Source organism: Pseudoflavonifractor intestinihominis (genome assembly GCF_040096055.1).
Taxonomy (GTDB): Bacteria; Bacillota; Clostridia; order Oscillospirales; family Oscillospiraceae; genus Pseudoflavonifractor; species Pseudoflavonifractor intestinihominis.
Genome location: NZ_JBBMFK010000023.1, coordinates 35482 through 53497, shown reverse-complemented (window position 1 = coordinate 53497; position 18016 = coordinate 35482). Strand labels below are relative to the sequence as shown.

The window sequence follows — 18016 nt, the reverse complement described above, 5'->3', positions numbered from 1 at the left end:
ACCACCAGCCGCCGCAAAAGATACCGGGTAATCATATCATCAGCAGGATGCTGTCCCGCAGCTGGGCAAAATACAGCTTGCCCTGGGGCGTTACCAGCGTATAGGAGCCGGTATGCCCGTGGTTGCAGTAGTCCTTGACGGTGAACAGGCCATCATTGGCGGGCTTTGCATAAGGCAGTACATTCCCGGACGGGGCGCGGTACACAAACCGCTGTTCCAGCAGGAAGCGGACAAACCGGCGCTCCGGCACAACCAGTTCCTTGGCGGTGGTACGGAGATTGGTGCTGTGCTTGAGGTCAATGAACAGGTCATAAAAGGCTGCCTTGCCCTCCAGCATGGCGTTTTCCTCCCGCAGCGCCGCATTTTCCTCCCGTTCTGCCAGCAGGTCGGAACAGAGTTTCATCATGGCTTCCGGGGAAGTGGCAACCTCCCACAGCTTTTCTCTGGTGATGTAGGCCCCGTGCTTGCGGATAGAGGGCAGCACCTCATCAAACACCCAGCGTTCAAATCGTTCCGCAGAGGGCAGTTTGCTGTGAACGATCAAGCGGTATAGATTTCCTTCCGAAATAAACCGGGTTTGCTGGGTTCTGCCCACGTTGTCGATGAGTGGGTAAAACGCCCACCCATCGGAAGTACAGTGCGCTTTCAGTGCTTTAGCCGAATCTTTGTAACCGAGTGCGGCAGTAACATCCAAACCGCAGAACAGGTATTTGCCATTTTCTTCGATGACCCGAACAGAACCAAACTCCGGGTTTTTGAAAATTTCCATCTGGTTCATAGCGTAACCTCCTGTAAAAGTCGTTGTTGTGGGATGAAAAAAGACGGCCTTACCAGCCGCCTGCGTTCATATCATGATTAACCTGTGAAGTGTAGTGGTTGCTGATGGTGGTGGGTGCGTTAAACAGCACCGTCAGCAGGTACTGCTTCATGTTGCGGACCTCGGTGGTGTTTTTCTGCAAGCTGTCCATGACAAACCGGATATGTTCGCTGTCCAGCTTCAAAAAACGGGAGCGCACCACCTCATGGGGGAAGTCGCTGCCTGCAATCCGGGTGGTTTTGCGTCTGGCACAGACGGTTTCCACCATCAGCTCCACGATCTCGTCCAAATCCTCCCGATAGGTGGCAAACTCCCTGCACAGGTAGTCATACTCGATGTTCTCTAAAATCAAATCCCGATAACTTTCTATCTCGGAGACAGACATCGCATCCCTTCCTTTCCGTTCCGGCGGTCTTGCCGCCGTTTTCTCCCGGAAGGGAATGGAATCGGTACTTGATCCATGAGTAATTGATTTTTGAGTATTTGATTTCTCTATATTTAATTCTGCGGGCTTTTCCGTATCCGGTTTGTCCATATCCGGTTTTCCCGTATCTGGTGAAGCCGTATCCGGCTGTGGCGTATCCGGGTTCTTCGGCTGTGGCTGTTCGTAGATGACATACTCGGTATCACTGATCCGACCCTGCCTATCTCGTAGCTGATGACGGACAATGTACCCGGCAGTTTCCAGCTCCCGCAGCGCGCCGCCGATAGCGTCCACGCCCTCTTTGCAGATGGCGGCAAGCCCTCTGGTGGTATAGTTCCAGTCCTCCGGTAAGGACAGCATCATGGAAAGCAGCCCCTTGGCTTTCAGGGACAGTTTCCCGTTGCGTAAATGGTGATTGCTCATTACGGTATAATCTCTGGTTCGTTCAATGCGAAATACGGCCATTGACCTCACTCCTTCCAAATTTCTCAGGATATGAAAAAAGCCACAATCCTGTAAAAAGAATTGTGGCAGTCAGCTGTTTTGTTCACTTTTTCTGCGCCGGTAGGGGCGTTTGGGAATGGGCGGTTTATCCAACAGGTCATTTCCCTGAGAGAATGGCAGAGTTTGCAGAACACGGTCAATCTCCATAGATTCCATATCATGCTGGGAATGGCAATCCTCCCGGATTGCTTCCCGGATTTCCTTTACAGTACACATTTCAATCCTTTCCTTTCGCAGTAATGATTTGTTTATGAGTGGCGGCGGCGCTTGTCCGGCTTAAAATCGAGGATATGTCCCTCAATCACACGGGCATACCGCTTGATTTTGATTTCCCGATGCTGCTGGCTCAGGAGGGCAGCCTGATAGCCGTCCTCCGTAAGAAACAGCCGCGTTTCATCACCGGGACTGCCGTAGGCACAGGAACGCAGGACAGAAAACTCGATCATTCGGCGGGTGTTGTCCTGAAAACGCTCCACGGCAAGAATGTTGTGTCCTTTCAACTCACGGGCTGAAATATCCCTCATAGGCGCTCCTTTCTCAGCGTTCATGTTGCTGTTGGCGTTTTTTCTGCCACTGTTCCAACAGCTTGATAATGGTTTCCTGCATCCTTGCCGGAGTATAGCTCTTGGGAAAATACTTCCGCAGGGTGTCTGAGGTGAATGTCACCTTGTCCAGATCGCTTTTCTTTTCCTCGCCCATAATGGCCCGCATCACATCAATGGATAAATGCCCCTCTTGGCTGAATTTCTTGAGCCGCTGAGCCTGGGAGAGAGAAGGTGTGGCCTGTTCGCTGTCCATCGCGTCCAAAAGCTGCACCTGTTCCTCTTTTTTCAGGAACGACAGCTCATAGGCCGGATTAAAGGCGATTTTCTTTTCATCTACCATATCCAGCAGTTTGGGAATCAGCTCCGTTAGACGGATATATCGCTTAATCTGCGACTTGCTATCCGGGCTGTTCTCTGCGATTTTTTCTGCCGCAGTCAACTTCGGCCCAACTTGGGCCGAAGTTAAATCTGTTCTGGCTCCTTGGTGTTTTACAGCCTCCAGTTTCATCTTGTAGGCAAAAGCTCTTTCGCTGGGTAGCAGGCTTTCACGCTGCAAGTTGCTGTCCACCATGATGATGGTGGCAGCGTCATCGTCCAAATCCCGGACAATGACCGGCATGGTTTCTTTCTCAGCCAGTTCACTGGCTCTGTGCCGCCTGTGTCCGGCTACCAGTTCATAGCCGCCCTCCGGGTCAGGTCTTGCAATCGCCGGAACCAGCACACCATACTGTCGGATACTGTCCGCAGTTTCCATCATGGATTCATCATCCTTGACTTTGAACGGATGGTTCTTAAAAGGGTGCAGCTCAGACAGCGGGATTTCCAGCACCCGTTCCCGCTGTGCGTCGGCACGGCTTTCCTCGGTGGAAAACAGGTCATCTACCGATGCTAGCTCTACTTTTTTCGCGCTGCTTTTCAAGTTTCGTCACCTCCTGCGTCAGATTTTTGTACCCCTCGGCCACCTTGCCATTGGGGTCATGGGCAAAAATGCTCTTGCCCTCGGCGCTGATTTCCTTTGCCCGGACCGAATGGGGAATCTCGGTGGCGAACACCTTGATTTTGCTGCCGTAGGTCTCCCGCAGTAAGGCGGCGATCTCCTTGGCGAAGTTGGTGCGGTTGTCCACCATCGTCAGCAGGATGCCGTCAATCTGGAGCTTGGGGTTAATCTGCCTCTTTACCTTATTTACTGTTTGGAGCAGCTGTTCCAAACCCTTGGCGGGCAGATATTCCGCCTGGACGGGGATTATGACTCTGTTGGCGGCTGCCAGGGCATTGACCGTAAGCATCCCCAGGGAGGGCTGGCAATCAATCAGGATATGGGAATACTGTCCCTTTACGGTGTCCAGATACTGCCGCAGGATGGTCTCACGGCTCATGGCATTTACCAGGGAAACCTCCATGCCGGAAAGCTGGATGTCCGCAGGCATCAGGTCAACGCCTTCCGGGTGGTGCAGGATGCCCTCGCCGGGTTTGAGTGGTTCATCCATCAGAATACGGCCCATAGCGTCAGACAGGGTAAAGGGCAGCTTGTCCGGTTGGGGATGACCCAGGCTGATGGTCAGGCTGCCTTGCGGGTCCCCATCAATCAGCAGCACTTTCTTTCCAGCCTGTGCCAATCCAATCCCCAGGTTGGCACAGGTCGTTGTCTTACCAACGCCGCCTTTCTGGTTGGCGATGGTGATAATTTGTGTGTTCACTTTGCAATCACCTCGTTTCTGGAATAAAAAAAGGGAGAATGTGACATAAATCAACATTCTCCCTGAGAAACGATATGCGATTGTATTGCTGCTTGTCTTATTTGTGTTCAGCTTTTGGGGAGCCATCCCGCCGCAAACCCGCATGAATACTGGATTTCTGCTTGTTTGTCTTTCCCTTTCCCGAATAACCTCTGTTCAACGAGTTTTACGCCCGCGACACCAGCCGGAAAATCCGCTCCGTGTTCAAATCCAAAGGCATGAGCGGCAAGCACCTGACCGGCACCGTTATCTACGGCTATCTGTGGGATGAAAAGCGGGAACACTGGCTTGTGGACGAAGAAGCCGCCGAAGTGGTACGCCGTATCTTTTCCCTGACGATGGAGGGCTACGGCCCCTATCAAATCTCCAAGCTGCTGTCCGAGGCAAAGGTTGAAATCCCCGCTGTCCATCTGGCACGCTTTCACGAAGGAGTAAACAGGACGAAGCCGGTCAAAGACCCCTACGGCTGGGGATCATCCACCATTGTGAGCATCCTGAAAAAGCGGGAATACCTGGGCCACACCATCAATTTCAAAACCCGCAAGCACTTCAAGGACAAGAAAAGCCACTATGTTGACGAAAGCGAGTGGACGATTTTCGAGAATACCCATGAGGCCATTATCGACCAAGAAACCTTTGACAATGTGCAGCGTATCCGGGCAAATGTCAGGCGTTACCCGGACGGCTGGGGCGAGGCCCACCCTCTGACCGGCCTGATGTACTGCGCCGATTGCGGCGGCAAGATGTATGTCCATCGCGTCAATAACGGCAAGCGTGACCCACAGTTTACTTGCAGCCAGTACAGCAAAATCCCATGCGGAACGCTCTGCGGCACACAGCACCGCATCCGGGCCGAGGCTGTCCTGACCTTGATAACCGATATGCTCCGGGCCATCGCGGAGTATTCTAAAAATGACCGGGCCGAGTTTATCCGCACCGTCCAGGAAACGCAGGCCGCCCAGCAGACCGCCGACATATCCAAGAAGCGGAAACGGTTGGCCGCCGCCCAAAAGCGGGCCGGGGAACTGGAACGGCTGATTTGCAAAATCTATGAGGACAACGCCCTGGGTAAGCTGCCGGACGCCCGGTATGAGGCCCTGGACGCACAGTACGCCAAAGAGCAGGAAGCCCTCAATGCGGAAATCACGGAACTGGAAAAGGCCGTTACCGGCTATGAGCAGAGCCGGAAATCTGCGGAGAAGTTTATTGCCCTGATTGACAAGTACGAAAATTTTGACACGCTGACAAATACCATGCTCAACGAGTTTGTAGAGAAAATCCTTGTCCATGAACGCGCCCGCAAAGGCAGCCAGGACACCACGCAGGAGGTTGAAATCTACTTCAATTTTGTGGGCCGGTATATCCCACCCGCCTTGCAGCCTGTTCCCCTGACCCCGGAGGAACAGGAAGAACTGCGGAAGAAGGAGGAACGCAAGGACAGGCTTCACCAGAACTACTTGCGCCGCAAGGCCAACGGCAAGCAGAAGGAATGGGAGGAACGCTACAACGCCAAGCGCAAGGCGCAAGTGGAGGCGGCAAAGGCCGCGATCCGGGCCGAGGACATGGAAAAGGGCATTTTTACCACCGTCAGTCAGTTACCCAGGCAGGAGCCGCGCAAGGCCATCGTATCGGCCAGCGCCGCAGTTTAACCATCACAGTGCAAAGGAGGACGAACATGAACGAATTGACTTACACCCGCTGCGGGGATTACTACATCCCCGACCTGAAGCTGTCCGAGCAGCCGGAGGCCCCCATTGGCAAGTATGGCCGTATGCGGCAACGCTACCTGAAGGAACACCGGCCCGGCCTTTACAGCAGCTTGATATTGAGCGAAAAGCTGTACCCGCACCTGTTGGAGATTGACCGGGCGGCGCGTGAACGGATGGACGCCATGCTGCCCCGCATGATGGAGGCGGCAGGCGTCACCGAGGAACTGAAAGCCCGTGACCCCATGCGCTGGGTGGGACTGATGAACACGCTGAAAGCACAGGCGGAAGAAATGATTTTGATAGAGCTGGTATTCCAGTAGGAGTAAGTGAGCGCCGGAGAACACCTGGCGCTCACTTCTTGTACGACAAAACATGAATGAATTGTTGTCTTGCAGGAAAAGTAAGGATTATTTTTCAGTAAAAAAAGTAGTGCGACACTACCCTACTAATCACGAAAAAAGGGCCTGATTTTTCAAGCGGCTGAAAAGCGCATGGCAGAGATTGCTGTTCTGCGTACTCACATCGTAAATTATGCCAAGACCCGTGAGGTTTATGTAGCATACCGTAAAGCGGGTTACTCTAAGAAATTCCGGGAGGAACATGAGGAAGAAATTCTGCTCCACCAAGCTGCTAAGAAGGCCTTTGATGAGATGGGCGTCAAGAAGCTGCCCAAGGTCAAAGAGTTGCAGACGGAGTACGCGAAATTGCTGGAAGAAAAGAAAAAGACCTATGCCGAGTACCGGCGTTCCCGTGAGGAAATGCGGGAGCTTTTAACGGCAAAGGCAAATGTAGATCGAGTGCTGAAAATGGAGGTAGAACAGGATGTTGAAAAAGAAAAAGACCACGGCCAGCGGTGAGCTGGTCGCGGTCAAAAGCGTTTGCAAAAACGCGCAGCCACAGATTGAAAATCTGTGTTCCAAGGGGGCTTGGGGGACTTCCCTCAACAAGCGCGTGGGGCTATCTGGATAGCCACAAGCATTGCTTGCGAACTTCTTTTTTGAAAAAATGAACTTGACATTTCAAATGCTACCTGCTATTATATCAGTGGTATATATCAGCGATATATATCACTGATATGCTGTTCGGGTATGCTATATGGTTGCTATAAGGAGAGTGGTTTTATGACGGAGTGTTCTGCAACCCAAAATAAAATATTGGAAATTGGGAAAAAAGAGTTTCTTGCTAAAGGTTTTAGGGGGGCCTCCCTGCGCGGTATCGTTAAGGAAGCTGGCTTTACTCAGGGGGCGTTTTATGGATATTATCCGGACAAAGCAGCGCTTTTTGAGGCGCTGGTCTCCGAGCCTGCAGATGGTCTGATGGAGCAGTTCAAGGCGGCGCAGCAGGCACATTTCGAGTTGATTCCGGAGGATAAAGCGGCTCAAAGCAGAGAATTATCAACAGATTATTTAAATCATTTTATCAATTTTATCTACGACAATTTTGATGCTTTCAAATTGGTGATATGCTGTTCCGAAGGAACAAAGTACTCCAGTTATATTCATGATCTGGTAGAAATTGAAGTTACCCAGACAGAACTTTATTATGAACGGCTTCGACAGCTTGGTAAGCTGGAGGGGACTGTCAGCCGTGAACTTCACCACATGATTACAAGCGCCTATTTCACCGCTGTTTTTGAAACGGTGGCTCATGATATGACGAGAGAACACGCAATTCAATATGTAAATGAGCTTGCCACTTTCTTTAACTGCGGCTGGGAAGGCATGTTAAGGCTCAAATGAGCCTTAATTTTCACTCTAAAGGTTAGCTTCACCTAACTAAAAAATCAGGAGGTTATTATCATGAACAAAAAATCACAGAAACTGCAAACACGGGATTTTATTTCCGTCGGTATCTTCTCGCTTATTTATTCGGCTGTCGCATTTATCATCGGTGGAATTGCGCAGATGACGCCCATTACTTTCCCGTTCATGCCAATGATCGTAGCTTTGTTTACAGGAACCGTATTTATGCTCTATATAGCAAAAATTCCTAAAAGAGGGGCTATCACAATTCTTGGAATTATTTCGGGTATTCTTTTGTTCATTACCGGGATGTTCTGGATGATGTCAGCATTTTTTGTGGTGTTAGGTATTATCGCAGATTTTATCTGCGCGTCCGGTGGATTTAAATCTTTTAAAAGAAATATGACGGCTTATTGCTTATTTGCGTTATCTCCTATGGGAGCCTATGTTCCAATGGCTATTATGCCTGCGCAGTTTGACGAGTTTATGAGCAAAAAAGGAGATGTATCTTCTTTCGCTGGTGTAATTGATTCTATTGGCGCAAACTGGTGGGCCATCCCGGCGATGCTGATTGGGACAATTCTCTGTGCTTTCATTGGCGGCTTTATTGGCAAAAAACTGTTGAAAAAGCATTTTGAAAAGGCGGGGATTGTTTAAATGAAGATAGATCCCCGCACAAAATTACTTATTTTAGCTATAACCAGTATTTCCGTCTTTCTGAACGGGAGTATTACGATTGAGTGTATTTTTGCTGCATTACCTTTTTTACTGTTGCTCAGTACAAAGAAGATTTATACGTCTTTAAAATATGCAGCATTGTTTCTTGCCTTACTGGCAATTCAGCTTTGGCTTGTTCCTTTATTGCCAGTGAGTGCTGGCGGCATTATTTATATGTTTGCAGTTTACATTCGCAAGCTGATCCCCTGTTTTATGTTAGGGAGTCTGCTTATTTCTACCACGCGTGTCAGCGAATTTTTAGCTGCGGTTGGAAAGCTCCGCTTGCCGAAAGGGTTCACGATTTCTCTTTCTATCACTCTGAGGTATTTTCCTACGATGGGGGAAGAATGGAATTCGATTAAGGATGCAATGGCTCTGCGGGGAATACCTGTAACAGCCGCAGGGATTCTCCGCCATCCTATGCGGACGATGGAGTATGTTTATGTCCCCATGCTGGTATCTGCTTCTAAAATATCGGATGAAATTACACAGGCAGCCATTACAAGAGGCATTGATCATGTACAAAGACGTACCTGCATGGAGACCGTTCGTTTTCATGTGATGGATATGCTGGTTTTGGTTGCGTATATAACCGTGATTCTTCTTGCGTTCCTGGCAAATGGAAAGGGGTGGTTCTGATGATTTCTTTAAAAAACGTTTCCTTTTCTTATGACGGGCAGGAGAATAATGGGCTGCATAATGTTTCTCTTGAGATTCCCAAAGGGCAATGTGTTTTGCTGTGCGGGGAAAGCGGCTGTGGAAAGACTACAATTACACGCTTGATTAACGGGCTTATTCCACATTTTTTCAGTGGAGAACTGTCAGGTGAAATTTCTGTATGTGGGCTGGATGTAACGAAAACAGATATTGCGGATATTTCAGACTATGTAGGCTCTGTTTTTCAGAACCCACGCACACAGTTTTTTAATACAGATACAGACAGTGAGATTGTGTTTGGTTTGGAGAATCGAGCCTTACCACAAGAGAAATTAAAAATGTGCCTTGAGAAAACCAGCCGTGAATTAAATTTGTCTGCACTCCGTAAAAGAAATATTTTTGAACTTTCAGGCGGTGAGAAACAGAAGATCGCTTTTGCTTCTGTTTATGCAACGGAGTCAGAAATCTTTGTCTTAGACGAACCATCCTCTAATTTGGATATGGGAGCCATTGAAGAGCTGACTGATCTGCTTCAAAGAGTGAAAGCGCAGGGAAAAACGATTATTATTGCGGAACACAGGCTCTGGTATCTGATGGATGTTGCAGATCGTGTTGTTTATATGCACGGAGGGAAAATTCTGAAGGATATGACGCTTACCGATTTTCAGGCATTGCCTGAAAGTGAGATTCTTGCCATGGGGCTTCGGTGCAGAAACCTGTCTCATGTAAAGAAAACTGCTATCGCTCCAAAAACAAGCAGTAATGAGTTAGAAGTGCAGGGAATATCAGTCCGTCTTGGAAAACAGACAATCTTTCAAGATCTGAGTTTTACTGCTCATGGCGGAGAAGTCATTGCTGTTGTTGGGAAAAACGGTGTGGGAAAAACAACGCTTGCCCGTGTCTTGTGCGGATTACAAAAAAATGATAGTGGGACTGTATTGCTGCAGGGAAAGGCTCTCGCGGAGAAACAGCGGAGAAAGTGTTCTTACATGGTTATGCAAGATGTGGGGCATCAACTGTTTACGGACAGCGTAGAAGCTGAGTGTTTGCTTGGTGTGAAAGCCCCAGACACCGCAGCCGTTGAAAAGGCACTTGAATGGCTTGATCTGTTGGATTTCAAAGACCGGCACCCTCTCTCCCTTTCGGGGGGACAAAAGCAGCGCCTTGCCGTAGCGGTCAGTCTACTTTGCGAAAAGGAGTTATTGATTTTTGACGAACCCACCAGTGGGCTTGATTTAAAAAGTATGCAGGAGGTGGGGAGGCTTGCAAAAGAATTGTCCGCACAGGGGAAGATACTGCTGATTATTACCCATGATTATGAATTTATCCAGACGATTTGCTCTCGTGTGCTGGTCTTAGAGGATGGGAAAATATCAGATGATTTATCCGGAACCATGCGCGGAACGGTTTTAGAAAAAATGAAAGGAGCAGGAAATGGAACAGGAAAAAAATAACACATTCAGTTGGGTCCTGCGGTTTGCAACACAGTGCAAAGGGAAAATGGCAGCCTCTGTCTTACTGGCGGTACTTGGCTCTGTGTGCGGGATTGTACCCTATTTTGCGGTTTCACAGATTGTGATCCAGATATGCGGTCAAAATTATGACCTTATCCCCATTGGTTTCTGGGCGCTTGCCGCACTTCTGGGCTATCTGGGGAGCACCTGGTTTGGAACGGTTTCTACCATACTCAGCCATCGCTCGGCTTTTACGATTTTAAAGAATATCCGGACGGAATTAACAGCGAAGCTCTCCCGTGTGCCCATGGGTTATATTCTGGATACACCTTCCGGTAAATTCAAGACCCTGCTGGTGGATACGGTGGAAAAGCTGGAGCTGCCGCTGGCACACATGATACCGGAGCTGACAGCGAATATTCTTGTCCCGCTTCTGATGATGGTATATCTTTTTATCCTGGACTGGCGCATTGCCTTGATTTCGCTGATTACAATCCCTATTGGTCTTGTGTGCTACATGGGGATGATGAAGGACTATGCAAAGCGGTATGACCGTGTACTGACTGCGGGGAAAAATATGGATGCCGCCATTGTGGAATATATCGGCGGCATTGAAGTCATCAAAGCTTTTAACCAGAGCACTGCCTCTTATGGCAGGTATATGGATGCTGTAACAGAAAATGAAGCGGCAAAGACGACCTGGTTTAAGCAGACCAACAGCTTTTATGTGGCGGGTATTTCTATTATGCCGTCCTGTCTGCTGGGCGTATTGCCTTTAGGTGCCTATCTGTATATACAGGGCAGCCTGGAAACGCCGGTTTTGATTACCTGTGTGATCCTCGCCCTTGGATTAGTCAAGCCACTGATCCAGGCACTGCAATATACGGACAGTCTTGCCATGGTGGATTCCACGGTTAAAGAGATTGCCGGGCTTTTGGAAACAGAGGAAATGCAACGGCCGGAGGAACGGGTAACACTTCCTAATTCTCATATATCTTTCCGGAATGTTTGCTTCGGATATGGAAATACGGAGGTATTGCACCAGATTAGCTTTGATGCCGTACCGGGTGGGATGACGGCGATTGTGGGACCCTCCGGCTCAGGCAAGTCAACGGCGGCGCGCCTCATCGCTTCTTTCTGGGAGGCGGACAGCGGAGAAGTACAGATTGGCGGCATGGACGTGCGGAATATTCCCTTATCGCAGGTCATGGATACCGTGGCTTATGTGTCCCAGGACAATTTTCTGTTTCATCTGTCCGTGAAGGAAAATATCCGCATGGGGAAACCGGGGGCGACGGACGAAGAAATTGTAAGCGCCGCAAAGCAGGCGAGCTGCCATGAATTTATTTCTGCCCTGCCGAAGGGATATGATACGCTGGTGGGAGACGGCGGCGGGAGCCTGTCCGGTGGGGAGCGCCAGCGCATTGCCATTGCCAGGGCAATCTTAAAAAACAGCCCCGTGGTGGTACTGGATGAGGCTACAGCCTCGTTCTTTTATACACAACTTTGCGCCTGAAAAATCAGGAGAGGAAAGCCGCTGGTTAGACGGCCTCCGTCCTGACAACACTCAACTTCGGATGGTTCGCTTCGATAAAGTCCAAAATCCGTTGGTGCTGGTCTGCAAAGTTAAATTCTACATCAATTTGTTTTCCCTCGTAAATGTTAATCTGTTTAATCAAGGCAACAACAATACCGCGCTCTAAATGGTCGATGTTCTTGTACTTCAAAAAAGTTTGCAGGTACGGGTCGTCGGAAGTAATACCGTTTGAAACAAAGGTCTGTTCCTCTTGAAGATTAGCAATCGTCTGTCGGATTTCTTCGGCCTGTTCTTCAAACTTCGCTTTCATGCGGTGGTATTCCTCCCGCGTCAAGTCGCCGCTTTTCCAGTCGATATACAGGCTATCACAAAGGTTTGTCACCTTATGAAGTTCCTGCTCTTTGGTTTTAAGCTGCTTCTCGATCCTCGTTGATTGATTACGCACTACGGGGGCTTGGTTGATTTCATCAATAATTTGTGCAAGGGTTTCACAGAGGGCAATCTGTTTTTTAACGGTTTCAAAGACTACCTGCTCCACAAGTTCGTCCCGGATGGTGTGGCTGGTGCATAAACCTCTGTTCTTCATAATGTACGTTTTACAGCTATAATAAATGTACCCCTTGGAAGTCCGGCGCGTCATGCCTCGCTTGCAATCTCCACAGCGGAGAAAGCCGGAGAACAGGTACACCGTTTTTGCTTTCGGGGAAGTACGCACATTCCGTTCCAAAAGTTCCTGCGCCCGGTCATAGGTTTCTTGGTCGATAATGGCCTCATGGGTGTTTTCCACCCAGAACCAATCTTCCTCCGGGATCGGGACAATGGTATGAACCTTATAGCTTTTTACTTGGTGCCGTCCTTGTACCATGTGGCCTAAATACGTCGGGTTTTTCAGCATATTCACAATGGTGCGGTCGCTCCAATAGACCTTGCCTGTCTGCGCATGGGGATTGTGATAGTTCAATCCCAACTGTTGCTTATAGGCTGTGGGGCTTGGAATACCTAAATCAATCAGTTTTCTTGCAATCGCGTTTTTGTTCATGCCCTCATATACATACCATCTGAAAATGTCCTGCACAACAGGGGCGGTTTCAGGATTGACGATCAGCTTATGGTAGTCGTTCGGGTCTTTCAGATACCCATACGGGGCGAAAGCTCCGATAAACTGTCCTTGGCTGCGCTTCATATCCAAAACGCTGCGGATTTTGATTGATGTCTGGTAGCAATGCTGGTCGTTCATGTAGCTTTGCATCTTGGTGGCAATGCTGCTGATTTCTTCGGGCCGCAAGTAGCTGTCCAGTGCTGGAAGCTCTACGGAGATAAAACGAACATCCAGAGAAACGAACACATATTCCAAATAGTGACCGCACTCATAGTCATTTCTGGACAATCGGGAAAGGTCTTTGACGATTACACAGTTAATTTTTTTTGCGTAGATGTCGGACAAAAGCCTTTGAAAATCCTCCCGGTCGCTGTCGGTTCCCGTCCGGCCATCGTCCTGATAGTCGCCTACCACTTGGATTTCCGGGTGCTGGGACAGATAGTAGTCCAGTATGGCGTCTTGGTTCTCAATGCTGTAACTTACGTCGTGCCCGTCCTCTTTGGAAAGCCGTTTGTATTTTCCGCACTTCCAAATTTTTTTGCCGTTCTCTGTGAATGTGTTGTTAGAAGATTTTCTGCCTCGTTTCACGATACCTCCAATCCTCTATAATCACAATATGATTATAGCATAAAAAGACGGGAAAATCAGCTTCTTTTCAGCCCCAAAAAGTAATTTTTGAGAAGGCTGTCAAGACTGTTCCCCTTGTCGGCAAAGTGAATAGAAACAACCGCATCCCCACAGCGAAAGCAGTAGGGATTTTTGATTTTTTCCAGATAGTCCATCATGCGCTGTTCAGGTGGCAAGGACGTATCAACGACAACAGAACGGATGTCCACAAGGTCGTCCTTGTTGATCTCCTTTATATTTTGCTGACGCATACGGGCCAGCGCGTCACTACTAATCACAGTGTCCTCCTTTCCGAACTGAAAGAGGACGGCATTGTTTGTTGCCAAAAATGGACTATAAACGGACGGCTGTTGGCACAGCTCCACGGGAATTTCACCCCGGCCCATGCTGATGGGTGCGCCGCGCAATGCTGTGAGGGCGTTCAACGCGGGAGTCTCATTGTCTTGCCTGTGCTTCATCGCCCACAGGTTGCCACACCTGTTTTACGGTCTGGTGTTTATCGCTCACCCGTTACAGTGGCCCCGTCCTGCGGGCTTGAAACGGCGTCATGGCGCATCGTCCGATTGGCTCAACACAGACAGATCGTGTCCGTCTGTCCTATGATGCGCCGCCGTTATCTTGCGGGCATATTTGTCAAGGTGCAGCCTGCGGCCTCCGGGTCAGCGAAAACGTGGAAAGGAAGAAATAAAGACATTTCCGTTTCCGGGGCCGGTTCCGTCACTCTATCGTGACAACGATGGAATGAATGAGCTTGATCTGCAATCGACGCTTCATGTACTCGTCCACGTCATAATGCACATTGCCGCTTCCGTCGATGTACTTTCGGACACACAATTTGTTTATGTACCCGTCGTAATGGCGCAGAATGCGGTCAATCGCATCAACGTCACCGGCGCAGGCTGCGTCAATTACAGCATCAGACAAAGGGGCAAAGCCCTTATAGCTCGGCTGCTTCATTTCCTCAACCTCCCTCCGGCATGATTGCCATCAGCTTCACTCGCAGTTCTTTCAGCGTCTTTGTCCTGTGGCGCTGTACGGCGCTTTTGGACATTCCCATGAGCCTGCCGATCTCCACGTCGTTCAGCTCCATAACACAATGCAGGATTAAGATACTCTGTTCCTGCTGGGGCAGTACGGCAAAGGCTTCGGCTACAAGCTCGTTGTCGATCCGCAGGTCGTACCCGTGGGAATGAAAGATATAGCTTTCACACGGATAGTCGTCCCTGACCGAGAGCTTGTCCCAGTCCGCGGGGGAAAGCTCGTCCAGAGATATTTCCATATCCCGGCGGCGCTGCATCTCCCGCAGATAGTCAATGGCTTCATGGTAGAGAACCAGCTTGCAGTAACGGTCAAACTGGCCCCATTCGCCAAATTTGCGGTTGGGTGTTTCCATCTTCTCACCCCCTTTCTGTGGGGGATTAGGTGGGTTCCTCCCTTTCCGCACATAGAGCGAATGGAAATCGTTCTGCGGCCCGCTAAACGCCTCCTTTTTGAAATTTTTTTGAGAGAATTATTCGCCGCTGATACAGGCCGCAGAAAACAACAAATTTCGCCCGGCAGGTCATAGACCCACCGGGCGAAAGTGAAAGCAATATGAAGATAATTTACATGGTATAGTTCATACTCATGGCCGCTTGTCCCCGCTGCCGAGGAAAGGCTTTTTAGGGGCGGTGCAACCCCTGTCTTATTTTGTCGAAACGCTTTTGGCTTTATGGCGGCTCCCTCCGTGGGCCGCCGATCCTGTCAGCGTCAGGGCGTCGTCAGTTTGAGGGCAAAGAGAACGGCGGCCTTGATTTTGTCAAAGCCGCCGTAGGTGTATTTAGGGCATGGCGATTGCCTGCTGAACGACGGCTTTTTTTCTTTTGCCGTCGCCCGGCAGTGGTGTAATTATTTACTGGTCGATGAGTTTGATCTCGTACACTATTGGATAATAAAATGGAGTTTCTTCGGTAAAAGAGTCTTTCAGCGTTACGCTTACAGCATCCCCCGGTTTGAAGTCAGTAACTGAAATTTCTTCTCCACTGGCATTTAACAATTTGGTTTCCTCACTGATACCGAGAGAGTTCATGGGGCTACTGTAAATTTCCGTTGTCCGTTCCACAATCAGCCGGATTTCTCCATCTGCCTGCGTTACCGTTTCCTGCACAACAGCTTCAAATGACTTTTTAGACCAATTATAGGGTTGGATTATCATAATCGCTGCGATAATAATTACAACCACGGCAACAGCTATTGTGATATACTTTTTGCTTTTCATCTTTCGCCTCCTTATGAAACCTGATGTTTCTTAAAGCCAATCCGGGCAAGGGGAAGCAGGATCAGCGCCAAGACAACATACAAAACAGCTCTCATTGTAAAGGCGTCCAGAACAACCGAACCGAGTTGATAAGATATATACGATCCAAAGTTCGGTTTCAATGACTGGTAGGGGGTCAGAAAAACAAGCAGATTGTAAAGGCCGCTGGTTCCATTCGGGGTGAGGAACATGGGGATAAACAAAACCGGCATAATTACAATCAGTACCTGATAGGGGCTTCTCATTCTGGCCGACAGGAAAAGCGTCAGGGCGATCATTGCAATCAGTACCAGATAGATGATACCCAAATTGATGAGTGTTCCTTCCAAAAACGTCAGCGGATACGGAACAGTGGTTCCATTGATCTGCAAAGGAAGGTTCCACCCGTCAACTCCAAATGCCGTAAGGGGAATTGCAAGGGCGACAAGAACATGGAGTGTAAACGCCAGCACACCAAACAAAAGAGCAGCCCAAATTTTTGCGGTAGTTAATTTGGTCTTTCCGTATTTCCCGGATAGGATGACCGCATCTGTTCCAGACTGATATTCGCCGGAGAAAACAGGTGCAATCACAATGCAAATTGCCAAAATCGCAAACATCAGTAACTCAAAGGCAGAAATAATGACTTCCCAGCCTCCAAAATAGCCATACTGAAAAGGTTCTTTCACTTGGCTGTTCATATTCTGCCAATACGCCTTTTCTTCGGCAGATAAATCTTTGGACGTATCGTTCAGGATCGTTTCAATTTTATCCTGTCTTGCCTGATAGAAATCCGTCCCGTTAGAAATATCCAAGTCCGGGAGCGCATTATAGCCCACGCTTACGTTTGGCTCCGCATAATTTTTTGCAATCAAGGCGAGCAAATCTTCTCGTGGGGCAATGCCGTTCCAGTAGGCATCTTCAATCAAAAATACCTCATTTCCGTCATAGCCTATATTATCAGGATCAGCAAAAAGCTCCTGCACTTCCCGAATTTGTTCAGTAACGTACTCATTTGTCAGAGGGACAGAGATTTCGGCGTACTGCTCTTTTTCGTATGCAATCCCTTCAAGCCCCCGCAGGACTCCATCTTGATTGTAAATCTGAAACTGCAAGATCGGCATAACGAAGAAAACCGCCGTTATGAGCAAGCTGACAGCCATCACGATCAGAGTGGATTTTTTTCGCAGGATTTTCAGAAATTCAAACTTAACCAAAGATTTCATCGCTTTCACTCCCTTCATTCTGCATATCTTCACTAAAATGGTACAGGAACAAATCTTCAAGGCTCGGTTCGACGTTGTGGGCATCTGGCGCAGGAGCCTCATCCTCTACAATACGCAGTCGAACTTGATTGCCCTCGTGATGCAGGTTGACAACGCGAAGATTTCTGCTGTATTTTGCAGCGTCCCGTTCAGTCACCATGACCTCCCACACTTTGCCCCGCATACTTTCCGTAACAGTTTCCATCGGCCCTTGGAGCAAAATTTTCCCCTGCTTCATCATCAGAATGGTATCTGCGATATACGAAACATCCGAAACAATGTGGGTGGACAGGATCACAATTTTGTCTTTGGCAAAGTCGGAGATAATATTGCGGAAGCGAACCCTTTCTTTAGGGTCAAGGCCCGCAGTCGGTTCATCCAAAATCAGGATGTCGGGGTCATTCAGTTCTGCCTGCGCGATTCCCAACCGCTGTTTCATGCCGCCGGAATACGAACGAATTTTCTTGCCTGCTACATCATGCAGGTTTACCAGTTCTAACAATTCCTCTGTACGGGCTTTTGCCGCTTTTTTATCCATCCCTTTTACTGCGGCCATATAGAGCATAAACTCGCGGGCCGTAAAATCAGGATAGAAGCCAAAGTCCTGTGGCATATAGCCCAGATGTGTGTAATACTGCTCGCCCAATGTCTGAATTGTTTTTCCGTCCAGACAGATACTGCCGGAAGTAGGTTTCAGAACGCCGCAAATCATCCGCATCAATGTGGTTTTGCCAGCCCCATTTGCGCCAAGCAATCCGTACACACCAGGTTCTAAATTGACGCTCACATCATCAACAGCAGTTTTGGCTCCGTATTGCTTACGCAAATGCTGTAATTGTAACTTCATAACAAACCTCCTGTTCGTTTTGAATTTAGTCCAATAAGAAATGGGTGAACTATGGTTATAG

18 protein-coding genes and 2 pseudogenes are annotated in these 18016 nt (G+C 48.9%); 8 read left to right on the top strand and 12 right to left on the bottom strand.

Annotation, left to right across the window (positions count from 1 at the left end):
• Nucleotides 1-31 precede the first annotated feature (31 nt).
• From WMO64_RS12920 to WMO64_RS12895, 5 genes are all read right to left on the bottom strand, one after another.
• Nucleotides 32-778 (bottom strand): BRO family protein, encoded by a 747-nt coding sequence (locus WMO64_RS12920; protein WP_002586532.1) that lies wholly within the window; start codon nt 776-778, stop codon nt 32-34.
• A 49-nt stretch (nt 779-827) separates the two neighbouring features.
• Complete coding sequence (locus tag WMO64_RS12915) at nt 828-1706, bottom strand: DUF6017 domain-containing protein (protein ID WP_002586531.1); 879 nt, start codon at nt 1704-1706, stop codon at nt 828-830.
• A 287-nt stretch (nt 1707-1993) separates the two neighbouring features.
• The gene (locus tag WMO64_RS12905; protein ID WP_016147253.1) at nt 1994-2269 is read right to left on the bottom strand and encodes a DUF5720 family protein; all 276 of its coding nucleotides are present in this window, start codon (nt 2267-2269) and stop codon (nt 1994-1996) included.
• A 13-nt stretch (nt 2270-2282) separates the two neighbouring features.
• Complete coding sequence (locus WMO64_RS12900) at nt 2283-3209, bottom strand: ParB/RepB/Spo0J family partition protein (protein ID WP_002586529.1); 927 nt, start codon at nt 3207-3209, stop codon at nt 2283-2285.
• On the bottom strand, nt 3166-3987 hold the full coding sequence (locus WMO64_RS12895; RefSeq protein ID WP_349232232.1) for a ParA family protein: 822 nt from the start codon (nt 3985-3987) through the stop codon (nt 3166-3168). Before WMO64_RS12895 ends, WMO64_RS12900 begins: the two co-directional genes overlap by 44 nt.
• Nucleotides 3988-4178: 191 nt before the next feature.
• Between WMO64_RS12895 and WMO64_RS12890 the strand changes: the two are divergent.
• The 8 genes and pseudogenes from WMO64_RS12890 to WMO64_RS12855 all read left to right on the top strand — a co-directional run.
• Nucleotides 4179-5675: pseudogene (locus WMO64_RS12890) on the top strand (DUF4368 domain-containing protein); the annotation flags it as partial.
• 26 nt (nt 5676-5701) lie between these two features.
• Entirely contained in the window at nt 5702-6055 is a 354-nt protein-coding gene (locus WMO64_RS12885; RefSeq protein ID WP_349232231.1) for a TnpV protein, read from the top strand.
• A 153-nt stretch (nt 6056-6208) separates the two neighbouring features.
• A pseudogene (locus WMO64_RS12880) lies at nt 6209-6592 on the top strand (relaxase/mobilization nuclease domain-containing protein); the annotation flags it as partial.
• 264 nt (nt 6593-6856) lie between these two features.
• The gene (locus tag WMO64_RS12875) at nt 6857-7474 is read left to right on the top strand and encodes a TetR/AcrR family transcriptional regulator (RefSeq protein WP_273237150.1); all 618 of its coding nucleotides are present in this window, start codon (nt 6857-6859) and stop codon (nt 7472-7474) included.
• Between the two features lie 60 nt (nt 7475-7534).
• A complete protein-coding gene (locus tag WMO64_RS12870; protein ID WP_148429261.1) occupies nt 7535-8134 on the top strand; it encodes an MptD family putative ECF transporter S component in 600 nt (199 codons plus the stop codon).
• The gene (locus WMO64_RS12865; RefSeq protein ID WP_273237152.1) at nt 8135-8833 is read left to right on the top strand and encodes an energy-coupling factor transporter transmembrane component T family protein; all 699 of its coding nucleotides are present in this window, start codon (nt 8135-8137) and stop codon (nt 8831-8833) included.
• Nucleotides 8833-10305: an ABC transporter ATP-binding protein gene (locus WMO64_RS12860; protein WP_273237154.1), complete on the top strand. Its 1473-nt coding sequence runs from the start codon at nt 8833-8835 to the stop codon at nt 10303-10305. Before WMO64_RS12865 ends, WMO64_RS12860 begins: the two co-directional genes overlap by 1 nt.
• The gene (locus tag WMO64_RS12855; RefSeq protein ID WP_349232230.1) at nt 10286-11821 is read left to right on the top strand and encodes an ABC transporter ATP-binding protein; all 1536 of its coding nucleotides are present in this window, start codon (nt 10286-10288) and stop codon (nt 11819-11821) included. The genes WMO64_RS12860 and WMO64_RS12855 overlap by 20 nt, the downstream gene beginning before the upstream one ends.
• A gap of 25 nt (nt 11822-11846) precedes the next feature.
• Here WMO64_RS12855 and WMO64_RS12850 read toward each other — a convergent pair whose 3' ends face one another.
• From WMO64_RS12850 to WMO64_RS12820, 7 genes are all read right to left on the bottom strand, one after another.
• The gene (locus WMO64_RS12850) at nt 11847-13529 is read right to left on the bottom strand and encodes a recombinase family protein (RefSeq protein WP_349232229.1); all 1683 of its coding nucleotides are present in this window, start codon (nt 13527-13529) and stop codon (nt 11847-11849) included.
• 56 nt (nt 13530-13585) lie between these two features.
• Nucleotides 13586-13993: a DUF6870 family protein gene (locus tag WMO64_RS12845; protein WP_349232228.1), complete on the bottom strand. Its 408-nt coding sequence runs from the start codon at nt 13991-13993 to the stop codon at nt 13586-13588.
• A 292-nt stretch (nt 13994-14285) separates the two neighbouring features.
• Nucleotides 14286-14525, bottom strand: coding sequence for a helix-turn-helix domain-containing protein (locus WMO64_RS12840; protein ID WP_087341454.1), 240 nt, complete (start codon nt 14523-14525; stop codon nt 14286-14288).
• Nucleotides 14526-14529: 4 nt separating this feature from the next.
• Nucleotides 14530-14961 carry an RNA polymerase sigma factor gene (locus WMO64_RS12835; protein ID WP_087341453.1) on the bottom strand — a complete coding sequence of 144 codons (432 nt, stop codon included), beginning with the start codon at nt 14959-14961 and terminating at the stop codon, nt 14530-14532.
• Between the two features lie 498 nt (nt 14962-15459).
• On the bottom strand, nt 15460-15825 hold the full coding sequence (locus WMO64_RS12830; protein WP_349232227.1) for a hypothetical protein: 366 nt from the start codon (nt 15823-15825) through the stop codon (nt 15460-15462).
• Nucleotides 15826-15836: 11 nt separating this feature from the next.
• Nucleotides 15837-17069 (bottom strand): ABC transporter permease subunit, encoded by a 1233-nt coding sequence (locus WMO64_RS12825; RefSeq protein WP_349232226.1) that lies wholly within the window; start codon nt 17067-17069, stop codon nt 15837-15839.
• Entirely contained in the window at nt 17053-17955 is a 903-nt protein-coding gene (locus WMO64_RS12820) for an ABC transporter ATP-binding protein (protein ID WP_349232225.1), read from the bottom strand. The genes WMO64_RS12825 and WMO64_RS12820 overlap by 17 nt, the downstream gene beginning before the upstream one ends.
• Nucleotides 17956-18016 lie beyond the last annotated feature (61 nt).